At 63.6% G+C, this 17733-nt stretch carries 16 protein-coding genes; 9 read left to right on the top strand and 7 right to left on the bottom strand.

From position 1 onward, the window contains the following. Positions 1 to 37: 37 nt before the first annotated feature. From MAAFP003_RS15075 to MAAFP003_RS15045, 7 genes are all read left to right on the top strand, one after another. The gene (locus MAAFP003_RS15075; protein ID WP_096288160.1) at positions 38 to 925 is read left to right on the top strand and encodes a universal stress protein; all 888 of its coding nucleotides are present in this window, start codon (positions 38 to 40) and stop codon (positions 923 to 925) included. A 45-nt stretch (positions 926 to 970) separates the two neighbouring features. Beyond that, positions 971 to 2512 (top strand): bifunctional aminoglycoside phosphotransferase/ATP-binding protein, encoded by a 1542-nt coding sequence (locus tag MAAFP003_RS15070; RefSeq protein WP_096291173.1) that lies wholly within the window; start codon positions 971 to 973, stop codon positions 2510 to 2512. A gap of 16 nt (positions 2513 to 2528) precedes the next feature. Further along, a complete protein-coding gene (ppsA, locus tag MAAFP003_RS15065; RefSeq protein WP_096288158.1) occupies positions 2529 to 4820 on the top strand; it encodes a phosphoenolpyruvate synthase in 2292 nt (763 codons plus the stop codon). Positions 4821 to 4853: 33 nt separating this feature from the next. Next, positions 4854 to 5957 carry a 3-oxoacyl-ACP synthase III family protein gene (locus MAAFP003_RS15060; RefSeq protein WP_096288156.1) on the top strand — a complete coding sequence of 368 codons (1104 nt, stop codon included), beginning with the start codon at positions 4854 to 4856 and terminating at the stop codon, positions 5955 to 5957. Further along, complete coding sequence (locus MAAFP003_RS15055) at positions 5941 to 6855, top strand: 3-oxoacyl-[acyl-carrier-protein] synthase III C-terminal domain-containing protein (protein ID WP_096288154.1); 915 nt, start codon at positions 5941 to 5943, stop codon at positions 6853 to 6855. Before MAAFP003_RS15060 ends, MAAFP003_RS15055 begins: the two co-directional genes overlap by 17 nt. Further along, entirely contained in the window at positions 6843 to 8228 is a 1386-nt protein-coding gene (locus MAAFP003_RS15050) for a WS/DGAT/MGAT family O-acyltransferase (RefSeq protein WP_096288152.1), read from the top strand. Before MAAFP003_RS15055 ends, MAAFP003_RS15050 begins: the two co-directional genes overlap by 13 nt. 388 nt (positions 8229 to 8616) lie before the next feature. Continuing rightward, entirely contained in the window at positions 8617 to 9399 is a 783-nt protein-coding gene (locus MAAFP003_RS15045; protein ID WP_096288150.1) for an SDR family oxidoreductase, read from the top strand. Here the strand turns inward: MAAFP003_RS15045 and MAAFP003_RS15040 are convergent. From MAAFP003_RS15040 to MAAFP003_RS15010, 7 genes are all read right to left on the bottom strand, one after another. Continuing rightward, a complete protein-coding gene (locus tag MAAFP003_RS15040) occupies positions 9392 to 12292 on the bottom strand; it encodes an MMPL/RND family transporter (RefSeq protein ID WP_096288148.1) in 2901 nt (966 codons plus the stop codon). The genes MAAFP003_RS15045 and MAAFP003_RS15040 overlap by 8 nt on opposite strands. Continuing rightward, positions 12289 to 12705 carry an MmpS family transport accessory protein gene (locus tag MAAFP003_RS15035; RefSeq protein WP_096288146.1) on the bottom strand — a complete coding sequence of 139 codons (417 nt, stop codon included), beginning with the start codon at positions 12703 to 12705 and terminating at the stop codon, positions 12289 to 12291. The genes MAAFP003_RS15040 and MAAFP003_RS15035 overlap by 4 nt, the downstream gene beginning before the upstream one ends. A gap of 213 nt (positions 12706 to 12918) precedes the next feature. After that, positions 12919 to 13527: a TetR family transcriptional regulator gene (locus MAAFP003_RS15030; RefSeq protein ID WP_096288144.1), complete on the bottom strand. Its 609-nt coding sequence runs from the start codon at positions 13525 to 13527 to the stop codon at positions 12919 to 12921. A 68-nt stretch (positions 13528 to 13595) separates the two neighbouring features. Continuing rightward, on the bottom strand, positions 13596 to 14528 hold the full coding sequence (locus MAAFP003_RS15025; RefSeq protein WP_096288142.1) for an alpha/beta hydrolase: 933 nt from the start codon (positions 14526 to 14528) through the stop codon (positions 13596 to 13598). 73 nt (positions 14529 to 14601) lie between these two features. Continuing rightward, positions 14602 to 15222, bottom strand: a complete 621-nt coding sequence (locus MAAFP003_RS15020) for a hypothetical protein (RefSeq protein WP_096288140.1) — start codon at positions 15220 to 15222, stop codon at positions 14602 to 14604. Beyond that, positions 15219 to 15821: a methylated-DNA--[protein]-cysteine S-methyltransferase gene (locus MAAFP003_RS15015; RefSeq protein ID WP_096288138.1), complete on the bottom strand. Its 603-nt coding sequence runs from the start codon at positions 15819 to 15821 to the stop codon at positions 15219 to 15221. Before MAAFP003_RS15015 ends, MAAFP003_RS15020 begins: the two co-directional genes overlap by 4 nt. Beyond that, a complete protein-coding gene (locus MAAFP003_RS15010; protein WP_096291172.1) occupies positions 15808 to 16299 on the bottom strand; it encodes an RNA polymerase sigma factor in 492 nt (163 codons plus the stop codon). The genes MAAFP003_RS15015 and MAAFP003_RS15010 overlap by 14 nt, the downstream gene beginning before the upstream one ends. A gap of 174 nt (positions 16300 to 16473) precedes the next feature. On the opposite strand from MAAFP003_RS15010, the gene MAAFP003_RS15005 reads away from it, so the two are divergent. Then, entirely contained in the window at positions 16474 to 16986 is a 513-nt protein-coding gene (locus MAAFP003_RS15005; protein ID WP_096288136.1) for a methylated-DNA--[protein]-cysteine S-methyltransferase, read from the top strand. Then, positions 16986 to 17699 carry a 2OG-Fe(II) oxygenase gene (locus MAAFP003_RS15000; RefSeq protein ID WP_096288134.1) on the top strand — a complete coding sequence of 238 codons (714 nt, stop codon included), beginning with the start codon at positions 16986 to 16988 and terminating at the stop codon, positions 17697 to 17699. The genes MAAFP003_RS15005 and MAAFP003_RS15000 overlap by 1 nt, the downstream gene beginning before the upstream one ends. Positions 17700 to 17733 lie beyond the last annotated feature (34 nt).

The raw sequence follows: 17733 nt of genomic DNA, 5'->3' as shown, positions 1-17733 counted from the left end.
CAGGCAATAGCGTTCTCAGTGACTGGAGGAGGACGAAATGACGGCATTTGAGAAGCGCTACGGGATCGTCGTCGGAGTCGACGGATCGGCCGCATCGAATGCCGCTGTGGTCTGGGCAGCACGTGACGCGGCGTTGCGCAATCTCTCGTTGAACCTCGTCCACATGTTCGAGACATTCGTGCGAACTTTCCCGCAGGTACCGATGCCGAGCGGAGTCGCGCTGTGGCAGCTCGACGACGGGCGCCAGGCTCTCGAGCAGGCCGTCAAGATCGCCCAGGACGCCGTGCAAACAGACCGGAAGCTTGTCATCACGAGCGAAGTGAAACCGTCGCCCGCGGTGCCGACGCTGATTGAAATGTCCGAAGATGCGCAGCTGGTGGTCGTCGGCTCCAACGGGCACGGCGCGATGGAGCGGGTCCTGCTCGGTTCGGTGAGTTCGGGCGTGGTGCGCGGCGCGAAGTGTCCGGTAGCGGTCATTCGCGCTGAATCCGGGTCACTTCCGAGCGCCCAGCGCACTCCGGTGCTGGTAGGAATCGACGGGTCGCCGGCGTCAGAGCTGGCGACGGCCATTGCGTTCGATGAGGCGTCGCGACGCGATGTCGAACTGGTAGCCCTGCACGCGTCCAGTGATACCGAGTTCTTGGAACTTCCCGGATATGACTGGACAACGGTCAGGGCCGAAGCGGAGCGAAATCTGGCTGAGTGTCTGGCGGGGTGGCAAGAACGCTTCCCGGATGTGCCGGTGCAGCGGCTCGTCGTCAGAGACCGGCCCGCCCGGCACCTTATCGAGCACTCGGAGTCGGCCCAACTGGTGGTTGTGGGCAGCCACGGCCGCGGCACGTTGTCGGGCGCGATGCTGGGGTCGGTGAGCAACGCCGTCGTTCACTCGATTCACACGCCGGTGATTGTGGCGCGTCCTTCATGAGCCCGAGGAATTCCCGAATCGACAGGACTGTGGAGAGTCATGAACATGACGATTGCCGCTGACCCGCCTAGCACAGCGTCGGTGGCAGTCGCATTGCCCTACATCGATGTCCACGAAACCCACACCGGCATCGTGGTGCTCGCCGGGGATCGCGCCTTCAAGGCAAAGAAACCGATCGCGACCCACTTTCTCGACTTCCGCACAGCCGAACTGCGCGAGCGGGCGTGCCTGCGCGAGGTCGAGCTCAACAGCCGATTGTCACCCGAAAGCTACCTTGGTGTCGCGCATCTCACCGACCCCTGCGGGGGGCCGGCCGAGCCGATCGTCGTGATGCGGCGCTACCGCGAAGAAGATCGCCTGACGGCCTTGATAGCCCGAGGCCCCAACGAAACCGTACGCGACATCTTGGACACCATCGCTGGCGTGCTGGCTCGATTTCACGAACGCGCCGACCGCAGCCCCGAGATCGACGCCGAGGGTAAGTTGTGTGCGGTCGACGGCCGCTGGCGCGAGAATCTGTCGGAACTGAACAGTTTTGTGGGCGAACCACTTTCGGAGATTTCTTTCAAACTGTTGGCACGTGTCCAACGCCTTGCCGCTGAATTCGTTTCGGGTCGGGCCCCGTTGTTTGCCCGACGGGTCGAAGAAGGATGCCTCGTCGACGGCCATGGCGATCTGCTCGCCGACGACATATTTTGGGCTGACGGCAAACTGGCGTTGCTCGACTGCCTCGAGTTCGACGACAAGCTGCGCCATATCGACCGCATCGACGATGCGGCCTTCTTGGCAATGGACCTGGAGTTCCTGGGCCGCAAAGACCTTGGTGACTATTTCGTCCAACGTTACATCGTCCATTCGGGTGACAGGGCTCCGTCATCGTTGTGGGACTTCTACATCGCGTATCGCGCCGTGGTGAGGGCCAAGGTTGACTGCATTCGGCACTCACAAGGCGACGCGGCGGCCGCCAGAGACGCGGGCCGGCACCTGGCCATCGCCGTCCAGCATCTAGAACACGGCAGCGTCCGCATGGCGCTGGTCGGTGGGAACCCAGGAACTGGCAAGTCGACCGTCGCACACGCGCTCGCCGAAACGGTGGGAGCGCAGGTGATCTCAACCGATGACGTACGGAAGGAGCTGGCAGATTCGGGCGTCATCACCGGCGGCACGGGCATCCTCAATGGGGGCTTGTACCGGCCCAGGAACGTCAGGCGCGTCTACGAGCTGGCTCTGGACCGGGCCCGCGCGCTGCTCGGCGATGGCTACTCAGTCATCCTTGACGGGACCTGGCGAGATCCGCATCTACGCACCTACGCCCATTTGCTGGCATCCGAGATGTACTCGGCTGTGGTGGAACTCATGTGCGTCGCGGGCGTCGAGACCGCCGCCAAGCGAATACTGACCCGCCGGCCAGGCAACTCCGAAGTGACGCCGGAAATCGCGGCAGCGCTGGCGCGCGAACAGAACGGCTGGGACACCGCATGTGCCTTGGACACGTCGCAGCCGGTCGAGCAAACCATTCAACAAGCGCATGCCACGTGGCGTCGGTCGATCTACCCGCCCGGGTTGCACCGCGGCATTCCATCCTGATTGATGAGGAGTTATCGTGTCGACGAATATTCTTGCAAGTCAATATGTCTCAGATATCGCTGATCTGCGGCTCTCTGATTCGGAGGAGGCGGGCGGCAAAGGCGCGAACATGGGCGAATTGGTCGCTGCCGGGCTTCCAGTTCCCCCGGGGTTCGTCTTGATGCGAAGCAGCTACTTGACTTCGATGCAGGCAGGTGGAGTCGAGGCGGAATTGGCGGCGTTGCACGCCGAGGCGCTGGCAGAGGTCAGCAACAATTCGCGACTGTCCGAACTCTGCCAGCGCATGCAGAATCTGGTCCTCAAGGCCGGCCTCAGCGAGGAGGTGCGCGGCCCATTGCTCGATTCCTACCGTGCACTGGGGCCGAGCTGCACTGTGGCGGTCCGATCTTCGGCCACTGGGGAGGATGGCCGCGACGCATCGTTCGCGGGAATGAATCAGACACTGACGAACGTGTCGGGTGAAACGATGTTGGTGGACGCCGTCAAGGCATGCTGGGCATCGCTTTTCAGTCCTCGCGTGATCACCTATCGAGCCAGCCGGGGCTTCCTCGCGACGCCCGCAATGGCTGTCGTGGTGCAGCAGATGATCGCCTCCGAGCGGTCAGGGGTCGCGTTCACCTGCGATCCCAGCACCGGGGAGCGCGACCATCTGGTCATCGAAGCCGCTCTTGGACTGGGCGAGGTCGTGGTATCCGGAAAGGTCCAGCCTGATACCTACGTCGTCGACAAGAAGACGCTGGAAGTGCTTGATGTCAAGATCGGCTATCAGGCGTTCAAGATCGAACGTGGCCCTGACGGCCGCGACGTGGTGGTGGATTTGGACCCCGAGCAGGCTCAGGCGCGGGTGCTCGACGACGCGTCCTTGCGGCGTATCGCGGAGCTGGCCATTGCGGTCGAAGCACACCACGGGTGTCCCCAGGATGTTGAGTGGGCGATCGCGTCTGGCGAGAGCTGGCTGGTGCAAGCAAGGCCGATTACGACCCTGCAAACCCACACATCTGATGATCCGGGAACAGACGGCGTCCTGGTTCGCGGGTTGCCCGCGGCACCGGGCTCGGCGTCCGGCCGGGTGCGGGTCCTGCACACGCCGGACGAAGGTAATCGGTTGCTCGACAACGAGATTCTGGTGGCTCCGATGACCAACCCGGATTGGCTCCCGGCGATCCGTCGCTCGACCGCGCTGGTGACCGAAACCGGCGGTATGACGTGCCATGCGGCGATCGTGGCGCGCGAACTCGGCGTCCCGTGCGTGGTGGGAGCCCGCAATGCGACCACCATTCTGCACGACGGTCAGACGGTCACGGTCGACGGCGGGCATGGAAATGTCAGTGCTGGAGGGCAGGGCCAGCAGGTGCGGGCGACGACGGCCGAGCCACCCGCCAGCGCGCCGGAACGCAGCGAGACGACGGGCACCAAAATTTACGTCAACCTGGCGATGCCTGACTCTGCGGAAGCGGTTGCAGCCCAGGACGTCGATGGAGTGGGACTGCTTCGCGCGGAATTCCTACTTACTCAGGCACTTTCGGGAAGACATCCACGTGATCTCATCGCGCGTGGCGAGCAGGCAGATCTCGTGGACGCGATGGTTGCCTCCATCGGGCGGATAGCCGCCGCGTTCGGGACTCGGCCGGTCGTCTACCGGGCCACCGATTTCCGTAGCAACGAATTCCGCGGCTTGCGTGGTGGTGAAGCCTACGAGCCAGTCGAGCACAATCCGATGATCGGGTACCGGGGGTGCTACCGATACGTTAAGGAACCTGACCTGTTCGGCCTGGAGCTCCAGGCCTTGGCCAGGGTGCGCGAACGGAACCCGAACGTGCACTTGATGATTCCATTCGTTCGGACGCGCTGGGAACTGGAAACATGCCTATCCCTGATCGATGTGAGCCCGCTGGGTGCTCAACGAGGTTTGCATCGCTGGGTGATGGCCGAGGTGCCATCGGTGATGTATTGGCTTCCCGAGTACATCGGGCTGGGCGTGGACGGTGTATCGATTGGTAGCAACGACCTGACCCAACTGATTCTGGGTGTCGATCGGGACTCCGACATCTGTGCCGAGCTGTTCGACGAATCCGACGGCGCTGTGCTCGACGCGATCGGACGCATCGTTTCGATTGCTCGCAAGCACGGAATCACCTCCTCGTTGTGCGGTCAGGCGCCATCGACCAATCCCGCTTTCGCTGAGCATCTTGTGCGCATGGGCATCACGTCAGTGTCGGTCAACCCCGACGCGGTTTCCGCGACTCGGCGTATTGTTGCCGCCGCGGAACGGCGGTTGCTGCTGGAATCAGCGCGTGGCCGTGAATAACTGGGCACCCATTCACCCGCAGGAGTAAGGCTGATGGCTCGGCATTGGTTGGTGATGGAGGCATCCGGCGACGGGCCTCCGGCACCGTTCGTCGCCCGGCTGGCGGCTGCCGGCCGCCATCTGCCCGAAACCCACCTGACCACAGACGAACTGATGGCGACCACGCGCCACCGTACCCACATCGATCTGGAACGATTGACCGGAATTCACGAACGGCGCGTTTCGGTGGGGGACGAGGATTCCTACACCCTGGCCACCTCGGCGGCACTGAATTGCCTCGCCACCGCGCAACAGGATCCGGCATCCCTTGACGTGGTTATCAGCTGTAGCATCACGAAACTCCGGGGCGGCCTGACCCAATGGCTCGAGCCGTCGATGAGCGGTGCGATCGCTCGTGGGATCGGGGCACCGCAGGCAATGACGTTCGATGTGTCGAATGCGTGCGCCGGAATGCTCACCGGGGTAACGATTTTGAACAACTGGATCCGGCAGGGCATTGTCGAGCGTGGGCTCGTGGTCAGCGGCGAGTACATCTCCCAACTCGGCCACAACGCAGCCCGGCACATTCGCAACATCATGAGCAAAGAGCTTGCGTGCCTGACTCTCGGGGATGCCGGCGCGGCGCTGCTGTTGGAGCGCGCGCCCGCCGGCTCAGCCGGTATCAGCCTGGCCGGATTCACTACCGTCGCCGATTACAGTAGGCTCTGCCTGGCCTATCCAAAAGGCCATGATCCGGGTGCGCGGATGTTCACCAATTCCCGCGCGATTCAGAAGGCCGCGATCGCCAACACTCCGCTGTTACTGCATGAAGTGCTCGACACCGTCGGTATTTCGATTCACGACATCGACCATGTGATCACCCACCAGACTTCGGCGCGCGCTATTCGCAAAGGAATGGCCCGAATGTCGGAGGCGTTCGGCGACAGTCCCCGGCACGACGCCGTGATCACCGTCGACCGGTATGGCAACACGGCCTCGACGACTCACACGGTGGCCCTCGTCGAGGAACTCGAAGCGGGACGCATCGAGGCCGGAGAAAGGGTCGCGCTGCTTGCCCTGGCTTCGGGACTCGAGATCGGTGTGGTCTTACTGACCCTGGATGAGGATTTGGTGAGCCGTTATGGGCACCGTCATTGAACAAGTCGATATCTCCCAGGCACGGTGGCGTGACCGGCACAGCGCGCTGCGCCTCGCGGTCAGTGCCGCCGAGGATTGCCTGCTGCACGCTGGTTGCGAGCCAAGTGAATTGGATCTCGTGGTCAATGCCGGTATTTACCGTGACCGCAATCTGGGGGAGCCCGCGCTGGCTGCGCTGATTCAGGACGACATCGGCGCCAACCCCGAGGACCCGCACGGTGATGCGCACGGCACTTTTTCCTTCGACATCGCCAACGGTGCCTGCGGGGTGCTGACGGCGCTGCAGATCGTCGACGGATTCCTGCGAACGCACAGCATTCGGCGCGCCCTTATCGTGGCCAGCGACGCCGATCCGGGCCATGGCATGAGCGAACACTTTCCATTCTCGGCCGCCGGTGCCGCGTTGCTCTGCGGATGGACTGACGACAGCTATGGTCTGAGCAACGTGTCCTGGGTTAACGACAGCGGCGCACCATATGAAGACGAAATATTCTCTGCGACAGTAGGATTCGCTGACGCGCGTAATGTTCTTCGATTCAGCCAGTCCGCCGCGCTCGATGAGCGATTCGCTGCGGTTGCCGCAGCGGCGGTGCACGCCTGCCTGGCCGCGCAGTCCGTCCGGCTTTCCGACATCGACGTGATCGTCGCCGCACCCGCGCGGCAGGAATACCGCACCGCGCTGAGCAACCGGTTTGGGCTGCCGGTCGACAGGATCAGCATCGCCGACGACCAACGGATGCATACCGCCGCGCTGGCGGCAGCATTCGAGCGACAGGTTGACCGACTGCCTGGCGGCGCACAGGTGCTGTTCGTTGCCGCCGGTGCCGGGATCACGGCCGGTGCCGCGGTCTACCGTCAGCCGCCGCCAGAAGGGACTGTGTCGCAGTGGAGCATTTGAGCGCTTTCGATGCCACCTTCCTCGAGGTCGAAGACTCCGATCCGCACGTGAGTCTGGCGATCGGCAGCGTCTCGATCATCGAAGGCCCCGCTCCGAGTTACGAGGAGTTCGTTTCGACCTTTGCCGAACGGGCACCGCAGATTCCGCGCTGCAGGCAGGTCCTGCGGACGCATCCGCTAGATCTTGGCTCACCCGAATGGGCCGACGACCCGCACTTCGACGTCTCACGGCACCTGCATCGTCTCGCGCTGCCGCACCCGGGCGACGATGCCGCGTTATTCGAGATGGTCGCGTCGGTGATGGAGCGACGGCTCGATCGTGAGCGCCCACTCTGGGAGTGCTGGATTTTCGAGGGGCTGAGCGAGGACCGGTGGGCCGTGCTGACCAAGGTCCATCACTGCATGGCGGATGGGATCGCGACGACGCAGATCCTGGCAAAGTTCAGCGATAGCGGCGGCGGCGACAGCTTTGCGACCGCCATTCGTGCGGCCAAGGAGCCGGTCCGTCATGGGTTGGACTTTCCGAAGATCAGTTTGAACCCGGCGAACTGGGTCGGCGGGATAGGGCGAAGCGCGTTTGCCGCGGCGGCCGCGCTCGAGCACATGGTGATGGGTGCGGCCGAGCTGACTGCCGGTGTGCTCAGCGCGGCGCCCGATTCGTCGCTGAACGGACCGGTTAAGTCGTTGCGCCGCTACAGTGTGGCCCGGGTTCGGTTGGCTGACCTGCAGAAGGTTGCTCGGGCATTCGGCGTGACGCTCAACGACGTAGCGCTGGCGGCGATCACCGACAGTTACCGCAAGATCTTGCTGGAGCGCGGGGAGCGGCCCGGCCACAACTCGCTGCGCACACTCGTTCCGGTTTCGGTCCGCGCGACGAACCACTTCAATATGGCCGACAATCAGGTCTCGGCAATGCTGCCGTTGTTACCCGTCGACGAGGCGGACCCGCTGAAGCAGCTGCAACTGGTGCACAGTCGGCTCACGCGGGCCAAGGCGAGCGGTCAACGCGAAGGAGGCACGGCGCTGACCGCGGCGGCCAAGAATGTCCCATTCGCGTTCACGGCATGGGCCATCCGTTTGCTGTCCCGACTGCCCCAGAAGGCAGTGGTCGCGGTGGCGACCAACGTTCCCGGTCCCCGGTACGGGCAGAAACTGATGGGCCGGCGGGTGCTGGAGATCCTTCCGATCCCGCCGATCGCGCTCAATGTGCGTACCGCCGTCGCGATGCTCAGTTACGCCGACCAGTTCATCTTCGGCATCACCGCCGACTACGACACTGCGCCCGACATCGACGCACTGGCCGCGGGAATCGAGGATGGGGTCGCGCACCTCGTCGAGGCCAGCGGCACGCATCGAGGCAGCGCGCGCTCCTGATCACGGTGCAGCTGACGAAAGTCCTCCGCGCTAGCGACTTCGGGCCCTTTTCAGGGGGTCTCGTGAATTGCTGAGATCAGAGTCATGAGCATGGCCTTGGGCCATTTTCGCCGGTAGAGGAGTAGCCAATGATGGCTCGCGTTGCAGGGGCGAAAGTAATTGTCCTCGAGTCACACCCGGCTTGGATCTCCGCTCAACAGCTTGCGCGCGAACGTAGCGAATCGATGCGCCGCCATCCCTCATTCCAGTCCCGGGCGAGCGTGGCGATTGACGAGTATCGCCGTCATACACGCACACATATATGTATGGTGACGACTGGTCCAGAGTAGCGTGCCTCGGCTGCAGCCTATTCGGACCCGGATGACGCACCACATGACAGGAGAACACGGTGGCAGAACGGTTGGCGGGCAAGGTGGCGCTGATTAGTGGGGGTGCCCGGGGGATGGGTGCCTCGCATGTGCGGATGCTGGTGGACGAGGGAGCCAAGGTCGTGTTCGGCGACATCCTCGACGACGAAGGCAAGGCAGTGGCGGCCGAGGTGGGCGACTCGGCTCGCTACCTGCACCTCGATGTGACGAAGCCCGACGACTGGGATGCCGCGGTGGCCACCGCGCTGCACGAGTTCGGCAGCATCGACGTGCTGGTGAACAACGCCGGCATCATCAACATCGGCACCTTCGAGGACTACGCGCTCACGGAATGGCAGCGGATCCTCGACATCAATTTGACCGGTGTGTTTCTCGGCATCCGCGCCGTGGTGAAACCGATGAAGGAAGCCGGACGAGGCTCGATCATCAACATCTCTTCGATCGAAGGTATCGCCGGCACGATCGCCTGCCATGGTTACACGGCAACGAAATTCGCTGTCCGGGGGCTGACCAAGTCGGCGGCGCTGGAGCTCGGGCCCAGCGGAATCCGGGTGAACTCGATCCATCCCGGCCTGATCAAGACCCCGATGACCGAGTGGGTTCCTGACGACATCTTCCAGACCGCGCTCGGCCGGGCTGCCGATCCTAAGGAGGTCTCCAGCCTGGTGGTCTATCTGGCCAGCGACGAGTCCAGCTATTCCACGGGTTCGGAGTTCGTGGTCGACGGCGGCACCACCGCCGGCCTGGGGCACAAAGACTTCTCCGCCGTCCAGACGGACGCGCAGCCCGAGTGGGTTACGTAGCGGCGGTTACCGATTCGGGTTCGGTGGCCGGCTTCGGCCATGGCGATGGCACCGGGCGTTGTCGCACCCGTTGCGGCCACCAGAACCACTTGCCCAACAGCGCCGCGATGGACGGCGTCATCAGCGACCGCACGATCAGCGTGTCGAAGAGCAAGCCCAGGCCGATCGTAGTACCCACCTGTCCGATGACGGTCAGCTCGCTGACCGCCATGGTCATCATGGTGAAGGCGAAGACGAGCCCCGCCGAGGTGACGACGGAACCGGTGCCGCCCATCGACCGGATGATTCCGGTGTTCAGGCCGGCGTGAATCTCTTCTTTGAACCGCGCCACCAGCAGCAAGTTGTAGTCGGCGCCCACGGCAAGCAGGATGATGACCGACATCGCCAACACCATCCAGTGCAGCTCGATGCCGATGATGTGTTGCCAGATCAGCACCGACAGTCCGAACGACGCGCCCAGTGAAAGCAGGACGGTTCCGACGATGACCGCCGAGGCCACCACACCTCGGGTGATGATCAGCATGATGATGAAAATCAAGCAGAGTGAGGCTATTCCGGCGATCAGCAAGTCATAGGTGTTGCCGTCACTGAGGTCCTTGTAAATTGCCGCGGTGCCTCCGAGATAGATCTTGGAGCCCTCCAGTGGTGTGCCCTTGAGCGCTTCGTAGGCGGCCTTCTTGATCGCCGCGATATGCGCGATGCCTTCCGCCGACATCGGATCGCCGTCGTGACTGATGATGAAACGCACGGCGTGGCCATCGGGGGAGATGAAGTTCTTCATGCCTTTCTTGAACTCGTTGTTGTTGAAGATCTCCGGCGGCAGATAGAACGAGTCGTCATTCTTGGACGCGTCGAACGCCTTGCCCATCGCGTTGCCGTTCTTCTGGGCCTCGTTCTGCTGATCCTGCAGACCCTTCTGGGTCGAATACATGGTCAGCATCGTCGTTTTCATGGCCTTCATGTTCTCGATCATCGACGGCATCAGCGCCACCATCTGAGGCATCAGGGTGTCGAGATGGTCCATGATCGGAAGCAGGCTCTCGATGTCATCGGTCATCGTGTCAATGCCGTCGAGGCCGTCGAAGACCGAGCGCAGTGACCAGCACACCGGGATGTCGAAGCAGTGCTTTTCCCAGTAGAGGTAACTGCGGATCGGCCGGAAGAAGTCCTCGAAATCGGCCATGTGGTTACGTAATTCGTTGATGTCGATCGTCATGTCGTGCATCTTCTTGACCATCTGATGCATATCGTTGGACATCTGCACGGTGATGCTCTGCATCTTGGTCATGCTGTCGATCGTCGTCTGCATCATGTCGGCCTGCTTGAGCATGTCGGCCATCTGGTCTTCTTGGTACTTCTGATTCATCTGCTGGGTGACGCCCTGCATGCTCATCTGGAACGGGATCGAGGTGTGCTCGATCGGCGTGCCCTCGGGCCTGGTGATGGCCTGCACGCGACCGATTCCCGGCACCCGGAAGATCGTCTTGGCGATCTTGTCGATGACCAAGAAGTCCGCGGAGTTGCGCAGATCGTGGTCGCTTTCGATCATCAGCACTTCGGGATTCATGCGTGCATGCGAAAAGTGCCGATCGGCGGCGGCGTATCCCTCGTTGGCCGGCAGATCGTCGGGCAGATAATTGCGGTCGTTGTAGTTGGTGCGGTACCCGGGCAGTGTCAGCAGGCCGACGAGTGCGATGCCGATCGTCATGACCAGGATCGGCCCGGGCCACCGCACGATAACTGCGCCGATCTTGCGCCACATCCGAATACGCTGCGTGCGCTTGGGTTCGAGCGTCTTACCGAAGCGCGTTGCCACCGTGATGACCGCGGGCCCGAGTGTCAACGCGGCCAGGACCACGACCACCATGCCGATGGCCAACGGGATGCCCAGCGTCTGGAAGTACGGCAGGTTGGTGAAGTGCAGACAGAACGTCGCACCGGCGATGGTCAGGCCCGAGCCGAGCACCACATGCGCGGTGCCATGGAACATGTCGTAATAGGCGTCTTCGCGGGAATCGCCCTTACCTCGGGCTTCCTGATATCGGCCGATCAAAAAGATCGCGTAGTCCGTGGCGGCTGCGATCGCCAACGTGACGATCAGGTTGGTCGCGAAGGTCGACAGCCCAATGATGTTGTAGTAGCCCAGGAACGCGACCATTCCGCGTGCGGCCGACAGTTCCAGTACCACCATCACCAGCGTGAGCAGCACTGTGACGATGGAACGGTAGACCAGCAACATCATCGCGATGATCACGGTGAACGTGCACATCGTGATGATTTGCACGCTGCGGTCACCGGCCACATGCTGGTCGGCTGAGAGCGCGGCGGGTCCGGTGACGTACGCCTTCACCCCGTTGGGTGGAGGCACACTTTTGACGATGTTCTGAACCGACTCGACGGACTCGTTCGCCAGCGACTCGCCTTGGTTTCCGGCGAGATAGACCTGGACATAGGCGGCCTTGCCGTCGTTGCTCTGCGCACCCGCCCCGGTCAGTGGGTCACTCCACATGTCCTGAACGTGCTCAACGTGTTTGGTGTCGGCGTCGAGCTTCTGAACGATTTTGTCGTAGTAGGCGTGGGCATCGGCGCCGAGCGGCTGTTGCCCCTCGAGAACGATCATGATCGAGCTGTTGGACTTGTACTCCTTGAACTCAGCGCCCATGCGCTTTGTCGCGACCACCGATTGCGCATCGTCGGGGGCCATCGAGACCGAGCGCATCTTCCCGACCGTGTCCAGGTCGGGGACGATCGTGCTGAGCACCGCGATCAGTGCGATCCAACCCAGGATGATCAGTACGGCGAATTTCCGGATGAAGCGCGGGATCTTCTCCCGCACCGGCGCTGCGGCGGTCGGGAGCGCGTCGGTGCGGGCGTCGTTAAACGTTGTACTCATGCGGATTTCACCAGGCAGAAGGTCAGGGCGTGCACGCCGGTGGTTATCTTCTCGTCTTTGATTTCGTCATCGATGGTGATGCGGCACCCGAGGTAGTCACCGTCGCTTTGCGCCGAAAGATTTGGGAAGACCGACGGAGCGGTGGTCTTGAGGACCATCGTCCAGGGCAACGGCGCACCGTCGATCCGCTGCGGGTCGGCCGACAGATCCAGGTAGTTCACGTTCGCGTGGCTCGCCGAGCCGAAGACTTCGTACTTGACGACCTTGGGTTTGAACGGCTTGGAGTCGTCGAGCCGCGGACTCGTCAGGACGCCGGTGTCGTTGGCGCCGAAGAAGGACTTGACCCGGACCACGGCGAAACCACCGACCACCACCACCGCCACGATCAAGAGCGGCAACCAGGCGTTGCGCACAATCTTCGATAGCAACAACTACGTGAGTCCTTTTCTCGTCACCATCGTGTGGCCACCGCCCGCATGACTCGCGGACCCTCGAGCGCACCGGCCGCTTGAGTCAGCATCGGGGTCGGCCCTTGCCGGGGAGCGTCCCCGAACACCGCCACCAGCGCATACTACATGATCTGCATATCTTGCAGATCATGCAAGATTTGCCCGCGGTGTTTCAGATCACTCGGTGAAGATGCTGTTCACCAGCGCGGCGGCCCGCTCGACATACGGCATCGGCGTGTCGTCGGGATCCACCGGTTCGCTACTTGCCCACTTTTCGAGGCCGGAACGTACCGCGGTCAGTGCCAGCGCGGAAATCAAGGCGGCCATCTCGTCGTCCGGCTTCATGTCCTGGCGGCGCACGATGATGTCGGTCAGCTGAAGCTGAAAGCGCTCCAGGTCCGCGAGGAACGCGGCCAACACCGCGGGGGAGGTTTTGGCGAGTTCGAGCATGTGGGCCGCCTGCTCGCGCAGTGGCGGCACGTCGCGCAGATGGTGCGCTGCCAGGGTGATCAGCTCGGCCAGCACGACGGAGTAGCGGGCGGGACCGGCCGCGACGAAATCCGCGACCAACTCGGCTGGAATGTCCGAGGGGCCATAGGCGATGGCGGACTCTTTATTCGGGAAGTAGTTGAAGAACGTGCGCGTCGAGATTCCGGCTTCGGCGCAGATTTCCTCGATGGTCACCTTGTCGAAGCCGCGCTCGAGGGCCAACCGCACCGCGGCGTCGCGGATGTCTGCGCTGGTTTCGCGGCGACGCCGCTCACGCAGTCCCATCGGGTTGGCCATACCCCCATAGTTGCACGTTCTGCACATTTTGCAGTCAACTAGCTCGTTAAGAGGCGCGCTTAGCCCGGCTAATCCTCGGCCGGCGACGCCAAAGCGGCCCAGAGATGATCGCGCTGGCTGGCGAAGAACTTCGCCGAGATCGGCGCCTTCTCCACGATGTTGTCGAACGCGTGAAACGCGCCGGGGGCGATTTCCTCGTGGACGGGTACGCCCGCCTCGCGCAACCGCCGCGCGTAATCGAGGCACTCCTGATAGAAGAGGTCCAACGTCCCAACGCCGATCCACGCCGGCGGTAGCCCGGACAGGTCCGTTCGACGCCCCGGGGCCGCCACGATGGGATCCGCTCCGTCGAGGTACCACCGCCACGCCTGCTGGTTATCGTCTTCGGTCCACATGATGCGCTTGCGGCCGTCCCCATTCGCGCCGGTGCGATCGTCGAGCATGGGATAGACCAGCATCTGGTAGGCGATTTTGACGTCGCTGCGGTCGTGTGCGCGTTGGGCCAGTGCTGCGGCGAAATGTCCACCGGCGCTTGCGCCGCCGACAGCGATTCGCTCGGGGTTGACCCACGGCTGGCGGGCGAGCCACCGCAGCGCCGCATAGCAGTCGTCGACCGGTGTCGGGTACGGGTGCTCGGGTGCGAGGCGGTATTTGACGGCTGCCACCGCGACGCCGGTGAGACGAGATAGCTTGCGGCAGAACTTGTCATCCTGGACGGGCGTTCCCATGATGGTGCCGCCGCCATGGATCCACAGCAGCGCGGGTGCCCGCTCGGGGAGGCCCGCCGGACGATGCATGCGGACTTTGACGTGTTTGTTGACCGCGACCACCGGTACATCGCGGAGCCGGCCGGCGTTGCCCAGGACACCCATGACGGCTCGCTGAACCTTGTACCCGCGATGCAGGGCGTATCCCCGGGGCAGCAGGCGGGCCACCTTACGCAGATCGGGATCCACGGCTTGTGGTCCGGTGAAGGCATCCTCGGGCAGGGCATTCGCCATGGGTGTTCTCTGTCCCCTTACGCCGGCAGGCCATTTTGACCATACACAGCGGGAACGTTGTTGCCCCGGGGGGCTAGCGGGCCGCGTCATCAATCTGAACGGGGTATCCGGCGCGCAAGATTCGCACTGTGGACGGCGGGGTGAGCACCGTGGCCTGACCGCTTACGGGCCGAAGTAACTTGTGCCGGTACGTGTTGTCTTGGTCCCAGGCCGCGAGGTGACCGCCGACGACGACGGCTGGACCGGAATCTGTGGCGACGAATGCCCCGTCGGGCAGATCGATCCAACGGGCGCGGTGGCCGGTCTTGTCGCGCCGTTCTCGGTGTAGCTGGGTGTCCATTTCTTTGGCATAAGGTTTTGTCCCGCAACGTGTTTCGACCCATAACGATCGATAGGTCAGGTAGTCGCGTTGCCGGCATTCGCCGCACGGGCGATGTCCGGCAGCCAGCGCCACCGCCTCGTCGAGGAAGAACAGCGGCGTGTAGCGGTTGGGTTCCCACTGCGCCACTCGGCGGCCCCGGAACGACAGCACACAGGTAATCCAGGTCTTGTGCTGATGGTTGCGAACGACGTCGCGGCTGGCGCGGCCTTCGTGCAGACGCCCGCGGTTGCCCATCCAGGCGCCCCGGCCGGGAACGGCGATGATCACGCCCACCGGTGAGACGCGGTTGCGCGCCGGTCCTGCCGTCGTCATCCCCGGTGCTCAAGGTCGAGCAGCAGGCGTTTGGCGACGGGTCCGCCGCGGTAGGCCCCCGCGGCACCGTCGGATCGGATCACCCGATGACACGGCACCACGATCGGGATGGGGTTGGTCGCGCACGCGGTGCCCACCGCGCGCACCGCGTTGGGAGAGCCGGCGAGTCGCGCCAGCGTGGCGTAGCTGGCCGTGGTGCCGTAGCTGACGTCGGTGTTGAGGTGCTCTAGCACCGTGCGCCGAAACCCGCGCGACAGTGACCAGTCCAGCGTGACGTCGAAGGTGTGCCGGCGGCCGGCAAAGTATTCGTCCAGCTGTCGCACGATCGGATCCAGCCGCGCCGGCGCCTCAAGCATCCGCGGACTGATCCGTTCGGAGAGCGTCAGCAGCACGCCGTCTCGGTCCTCGTTCGCGAAAGCCACCCTGACCAGTCCCAGCGGGGTGGCGGCCAGCAGCAGCGGCCCGACTGCGGAATCCATTGTGCGATAGGCGATGTCGAGCAGATCTCCAGCCTGTGCATCCCGTTCCAGGCGGGTGCGCAGGCGTCGCAGATGATTCGCATCGACGGGGTAGAGGTGAGTGAGGTCAGTCGAGGCCATGATGATTCCTTGCGTTGTCGAGAAGGGGATAGGTGCGCCGCAGGGTGGCGATGCCATCGGCTGCGGCCCGGCGGGCAGCGTCGACGCTGCTGTCGAGGATCGTTGCGATCTCGGCGTAGGGCAGGCCCGCCAGATAGTGGTAGGCCACGGCGTGACGTTGCTTGGGCGGCAGTGCACCCACGGCCGCATCCAGGTCGAGGTCGTGTCCATCGGCTCGTTCCCCGGCGGGGGAGTCGGGGGTATCGGCGACCGGGATGGCCCGCCTTGCCGCCGCCCGAGTGATGTCGATGGCCTTGCGGTGAGCAATGGTGACCAGCCACGCCTCGACATTGGCCCCGACCGGCAGTTGCGGGTAGGCCTTCAAGGCGGCCAGGAAGGTGTCCGACCAAGCGTCGTCGGCGTCGCTGTGCCCGACCACGGCGCGCACCACCCGCAACACTGTCGCGCCGTGCTGTGCCACGACGGCCTCAAACGGCATCTTCACCTGGTTGGCCTGCACGGCGATGTCACCGGTTGGTATGGCTGATCATGCGATCTCCTCTTGCTCCCGATGGGAAGACGTCGGCGGATCGTGAAATGTGAGAAATCAATTCGCATCCCATCTCACGCCGCCGGACCGGTCAACGTCTACAGGAATAAAGGAGGTTCAACGATGACAGCACGACACACGATGATCGACAGCCCGTTGGGCGAGCTGACCCTGGTCGCTGACGGCGACGCCTTGACAGGGGTTTATTTTCGGCAGCACTGGCACCCGCCGGCCGCGAATGCTCTGGGCGAGTGCGTCGGATCGGCTGCCGACGATCTGCTCGGTCGCACCGCCGAGCAGCTGAATGAGTATCTCGCCGGAGAGCGCACTCGATTCGATCTTCCGATCGCGTTGGTGGGAGAAATGCGTCGGCGCCGAATCTGGGATCGGCTTGTCGGGATCGGGTACGGCCAGACGAAGACATACGGTGAGCTGGCCGAGGAACTGGCCGACGGCACCACCGCTTATGAAGTAGGCCAGGCGGTCGGGCGCAATCCGCTGAGCATCGTCGTTCCGTGCCATCGTGTCGTCGGAAAGGACGGCGCACTAACGGGTTACGCGGGCGGCCTGAAACGCAAACGATTCTTGCTGGAGCTGGAGGCGCCGGCACCCGCGTTGGCTGGCAAGCTGTTCTGATGGTCTCGACCTGGCGCCAGCGCGTCGATGCCGCCGATTGGGAGCAGTGCACCGCCGACATGAACGACGTCGGCGGTGCACTGCTCCCGGAGCTGATCACGCCTGCCGAGTGCGCCTCGGTCATCGATTTGTACGCCGACGCCAGTCGTTTTCGCGCAATCGTCGACATGGGCCGGCACCGCTACGGGCAAGGCGAGTATCGCTATTTCAAACAGCCCTACCCCGGTCCGATCGAAGATCTGAAACAGGCGCTCTACCCGCGGCTGTTGCCGATCGCCCGGGACTGGTGGACGAAGCTTGGGCGACAGGCTCCGTGGCCCGACACTCTCGACGAATGGCTGGACACGTGCCATCGCGCCGGCCAGACCAAGCCCACGGCACTGCTGCTCAACTACGGCCCGGGTGATTGGAATGCGCTGCACCGAGACCTCTACGGAGAGCTCATCTTTCCGCTGCAGGTCGTCATCAATCTCAACGAGCCGGGCGTCGCGCACACCGGAGGCGAATTCCTGCTCGTCGAGCAGCGGGCCCGGGCGCAATCACGGGGGACGGCCACAACATTGCCGCGCGGACACGGCTATGTCTTCACCGCCAGAGAACGGCCGGTGCGGTCGACCCGAGGATGGTCGGCGGCCCCGGTACGCCATGGGGTGTCCGCCGTCCGCTCCGGCCGGCGCTACACGCTGGGATTGATCTTCCACGACGCGGCCTGAACACGGCTGTCGCCGGTTGCGGCACGATGGTGGG

It is taken from the genome of Mycobacterium ahvazicum, from assembly GCF_900176255.2.
GTDB classification, from domain to species: Bacteria; Actinomycetota; Actinomycetes; order Mycobacteriales; family Mycobacteriaceae; genus Mycobacterium; species Mycobacterium ahvazicum.
This window is presented reverse-complemented; position numbering and strand designations above follow the sequence as displayed.